The 4,065-nt window shown below is 40.4% G+C and carries 2 protein-coding genes and 1 pseudogene; all 3 read left to right on the forward strand.

From position 1 onward, the window contains the following. The first annotated feature begins 155 nt into the window (after window positions 1-155). Window positions 156-1,409 (forward strand): cation:proton antiporter, encoded by a 1,254-nt coding sequence (locus RT143_RS12055; protein ID WP_313093301.1) that lies wholly within the window; start codon window positions 156-158, stop codon window positions 1,407-1,409. 10 nt (window positions 1,410-1,419) lie between these two features. Further along, the gene (locus RT143_RS12060) at window positions 1,420-2,382 is read left to right on the forward strand and encodes a mechanosensitive ion channel family protein (RefSeq protein ID WP_313093303.1); all 963 of its coding nucleotides are present in this window, start codon (window positions 1,420-1,422) and stop codon (window positions 2,380-2,382) included. A gap of 148 nt (window positions 2,383-2,530) precedes the next feature. Then, window positions 2,531-3,979: pseudogene (locus RT143_RS12065) on the forward strand (DUF389 domain-containing protein); the annotation flags it as partial. Window positions 3,980-4,065 lie beyond the last annotated feature (86 nt).

Raw genomic sequence — 4,065 nt, forward strand, 5'->3', positions numbered from 1 at the left:
GTTTTCTGTGCTGACCCCAGGTTAAAGACAAAGAGCCGATGCTTGTCTAAGATTGAACCCTAAGTAATTCACATCAACACCCTTATTGCTATTTTAGCTGAATTATGCATTAGTTTTCGCTACACTGATACAAATTTTATTTTGAGATCAGACGCATGAATGCTTTTGACATTGCTGCTATTTTCTTGACCTTGACTGCCTTACTTGCTTATATCAATCATCGCTTTATCGGTCTACCGACTACCATCGGTGTGATGGTCATCTCACTGCTGCTGTCACTTATTGCGATTGTTCTCAATGCCTTAGGGTTTGATACACTGATTGATTATGAAAAAATGCTGGTCGGTCAGCTTGATTTCACTGAAATACTCATGGATGGGATGCTCTCCATGTTGTTATTTGCTGGTGCATTGCATATCAACTTGCAAGATTTACGACGCTATAAGCTGCCTATAGCCTTGCTTGCTGTGGTAGGTACGGTGGTATCAACCTTTATTGTCGCAGGATTGACGTATGTCGCCTTACAATGGCTAGGATTTAACCTTGGTTTTATCTGGTGTTTATTGTTTGGGGCGCTCATTTCACCAACCGACCCGATTGCTGTTATGGGGATTTTAGCCAATGCTAATGCCCCTAAAAGCCTTAACACCGTAATTTCGGGCGAGTCATTATTTAATGATGGGGTTGGGGTGGTGATTTTTATGTTGCTACTTGGCGTACTGACAAGCGGCGAGATACCAACAGCAGGGCATATTGGGCATTTATTGTTAATTGAAGCAGGCGGCGGTATTTCATTTGGCTTGTTACTAGGTGCCGTGCTGTATTATTTGTTAAAAAGCATTGATTCGTATCAAGAAGAGGTGTTATTAACCTTGGCTGGGGTATTAGGCGGTTATGCGTTGGCCAGCCACTGGCATTTATCAGCACCACTTGCGATGGTTGTCGTGGGTTTAATGGTCGGCAATCAAGGGCGAAGCTATGCCATGAGCGATAATACTCGTCACTATGTGGATTTGTTTTGGGAACTCGTTGATGAGATTTTAAACGCCATTTTGTTTGTATTGATTGGTCTTGAAATTGTGATGGTGAGTTTGAATAGCAATTTGCTAATAGCGGCGATATTAGCGGTAGCCATTAGTTTACTCGCTCGTTTGATGGTTGTTGGCGGTGTAACGTTTAATCTACAAAAATATTTAGGTTTGCCCAAAGGTGCTTGGAAAGTATTGACTTGGGGTGGACTGCGAGGCGGTATTTCAGTGGCATTAGTATTACAATTGCCTGCCGGTGCCGAGCGAGATTTGTTATTAACGTTGACTTATGCGATTGTGGTATTTTCCATTTTAATTCAAGGTCTAACGATTGGCCGAGTGGCAAAAAGTGTGACAGCCAGTCAGCTAAAGGTGCTATAAAGGTATCAATATGTTTGAATTAATCCTATCTTTTATTGATTATTTGCCTACCTATGTCAGTATGGTGAGCCAAGCGGATATGTTGGGCGACAAAGTGAATGAATACCAAACCATTATGACATCAGCGAATCATCTATTGCAGCAGATGATAAGCCGCATTCCATATTTGATAGTTGCTTCACTTGTGTTTGTAATATTTTGGGTGTTGTCGATTTTTTTTAAAAAAGCGGTCACTAGAATACTAGGGAGTCGTAAACACCATCAAAATTTAGTTACAGTCTTTAGGCGGGTGGGTAGTGCACTTATTTTATTTTTAGGCTTTATGGTCGCCATGATTATCGCTGTACCAAGCTTCACACCGGGTAAACTCATTGGTGCATTAGGGATAGGGTCGGTTGCGATTGGTTTTGCTTTTAAAGACATCTTCCAAAATCTATTATCAGGCATATTGTTATTATTATCAGAGCCATTTCGTATTGGCGACCAAATTATTTCGGGCAATTTTGAAGGCACGGTCGAAGATATTCAAATACGTGCAACCACAATCCGCACCTATGACGGCAGAAAAGTCGTAATTCCTAATTCTCAACTTTATACCAGTACTATGACCGTCAATACTGCCTATTCACAACGCCGTCTAGAATTCGATGTAGGCATCGGGTATGAAAACAACATCATTGATGCTCAACGAGTGATTTTAAGTGTGTTAAAGGCAGCGCCAACGGTATCGAAACTGGCAGAACCGTCTGTAATTGCTACAGCGTTAGCAGATAGCAGCGTGGTTTTAAGGGTGCGTTGGTTTATCGATGATGGTACACAGACTAATCGAGTAGCTTCTATCAATGAAGTTATTATTTTGGTTAAGGAGGCATTGGAAAAAGCGAATATATCCATTCCTTTTCCGGTTACTACATTGGATACCAACCATCCATTATTGGTAAAAATAGAAAATAGTTCAGCTATAAAAAACTAACCTTGTCCTTTAATCAAGTAAAATTATTATGATGGATTTAAGCACATTAACGTTTACCAAAATAAAAGATAATCCTAAACTAGTTGATCAATCTTTTAGCTTGTATAAAACCTCAGTTGTCCCCGACAAGGCATCAGTAGAAGTTACCGACGCCCTTGCACTGACGCAAGAGGATATTGAAAATTTAACCGATCAAGGATTTGATGAGAAAACTATCGAAGCTGTTGCCCAAGCGGTAAATGAGCAGCTTAGTAGTAATGCCAATGAAGAGGAAGATAGCGATAAAACTGACAGGAAATCGACCACAGAACCTCATTTAAATGCTAAGCATCAAACTCATAATATTGACGCCTCAAATGAACCAAATAAAACGTTAACCTTTGAGACGATCGACAAGAATATTCATCAAACTGTACAAAAGCAGTTAGAAGAACAGCAAGAAGCTCAGTACGAAGCCTTTAAACAGTATCTTGCTAAAAAAAATAGCGAACAAACCATTGATTATCGTCAAGTACGTATCAATATCGAATCGGGGGCATTACCCACACGGGCATTTTATTTGTTAAATGGACTGGCGGCAATCATTGCTGGTTTCGGTTTATTGGCCAACTCCCCTGCGGTTGTGATTGGTGCAATGCTAGTTGCGATGCTAATTGGTCCTATCAGCGGTATTGCATTGGCTATTATTGATGCGCGTTTTGCCTTACTCAAAAAATCCTTACTGACGTTATTTTCAGGCGGTGTGCTGATATATGCGATTGGTATGATATTGGGTTGGCTTTACCCAGAACAGTCACAAAGCCAAGAAATCATCGCCCGTACCGCCCCCAATACTATGGATGTGATGGTAGCACTCGCAGGCGGAACTGCCGGCGCGTATGCCACAATTTCTCGCAATTTATCTGTTGCCGTAGTAGGAGTAGCAGTGGCAACCGCTTTGGTGCCACCGCTGACCGCTAGCGGCATATTGTTAGCAAATGGTAAATACGATTTGGCATTAGGGGCATTGATTTTGACGCTAACCAATGTCTTAGCGATTCAGTTTACCAATGCACTTGTGCTCTGGGTTGCAGGGTTTCGAAGGCTTGATACCGATGCGGCAGAAGATGAAAAAGTTAAGGATTCTAAATGGCAGCAAAGCTTGCTATTTATACGTCGCAATGCCGTATCCTTGGTACTTTTAATCGGGATTAGTATTTATTTAACCCTGAATTTTCAGCAAAAACTTAAACAACAAAGTTATGAAGCAGCCGTCAATAAAATTGTTAAACAATCCATTGCAAATCAGCCAAATTATGTGGTTAGCATTAGCTATGATGTGGCAGATAAAACCCCTAAAAAATCGCCTACTGATACGTCTAAACCTTACCTTATTCGCGTATTATTACAAGGTTTAACAGCACCGAAACATAGTGATATCCAATCAATGGAACAAAAAATTATTGCATTATCTAAGGCGCGCTTTCCAAGTCGCCCACAAGCTAAACTGCAAGTACGATTCGTACCAGAACAAGTGATTGAAACAACGCCAATCACTAAAGATGATGTTAAACTTGATGAAGCATCAATTAGTCAGATTAAGGAGAGTAACAAGTAAAACTCAATTATGTTATTTATTGCCAAAAGGGTAAGCGATAGTGTTTATAGTGTGAATCATCAATAATATCTCTTGTTATTGTTGAA

Origin of the sequence: Moraxella sp. CTOTU48268 (genome assembly GCF_032069585.1) — a bacterium.
GTDB lineage: Bacteria > Pseudomonadota > Gammaproteobacteria > Pseudomonadales > Moraxellaceae > Faucicola > Faucicola cinerea.